Source organism: Rheinheimera sp. WS51, assembly GCF_050936095.1.
In the GTDB taxonomy this organism is placed as follows: Bacteria; Pseudomonadota; Gammaproteobacteria; order Enterobacterales; family Alteromonadaceae; genus Alishewanella.
The window spans coordinates 1-697 of the sequence record NZ_JBOTRC010000052.1 but is presented as its reverse complement, the minus strand read 5'-3'; the positions used below and the strand labels follow the sequence as shown (position 1 = coordinate 697).

General features: G+C 47.5%; 1 protein-coding gene. It reads left to right on the top strand.

Annotated elements, in window-relative coordinates:
- Nucleotides 1-113: 113 nt before the first annotated feature.
- Nucleotides 114-697, top strand: a 584-nt coding sequence (locus tag ACRCA4_RS14990) for an IS4 family transposase (RefSeq protein WP_433190390.1), incomplete at its 3' end; no start/stop codon positions are given.

The following is a 697-nucleotide window of genomic DNA, read 5'->3' as shown; positions in this document are numbered from 1 at the left end:
CCTGAGGTATCCCCACAAAATTACTAGCTAAAACAAAAAGATGAACTCAGAAGGAACATTCATGGCGTTCGGTGATCAGATCTATCGCCAAACAAACCTATCAAGGATACGCCATGAATGTTCTGCAAATGCTAACCCGTTTTGTGAAAGCCGTCACGCCCAATATGCACAGTCAGCGCCGTCAGGCGCTTGAAGCCTGTGTGAAAAGTGCAATACATCAGAACAAGCTAACCATTACCCAGCTTGGTCGTGGAATTCGTGGTAAAGCTTTTGAAAAACATAAGATTAAACGTGCTGACAGGCTATGCTCTAACGGACATTTACACCGTGAACTGCCACTGATTTATGGTGCTTTGGTTCGACTTGTCGCCTCGTCGCTGCCACGGCCGGTTATTCTTGTGGATTGGTCTGATTTAGACGCCAGTCGACGTCACTTCTTACTGAGGGCATCATTGGCTTTTGATGGCCGCGCGATAACGCTGTATGAGCAAGTCCATCCGCTATGCCGCAAAGAAAAGCCAGCAGTGCATCTTGCGTTTTTGCAGCATCTTAAAGCCATGCTGCCAGAGCAGTGTAAGCCTATAATCGTCAGTGATGCAGGCTTCCAGGTACCCTGGTTCCGCCAGGTACTAAGCATGGGCTGGGACTATATTGGTCGTATTCGCAACCGAACCTTATATACACTTGATAATGGTGA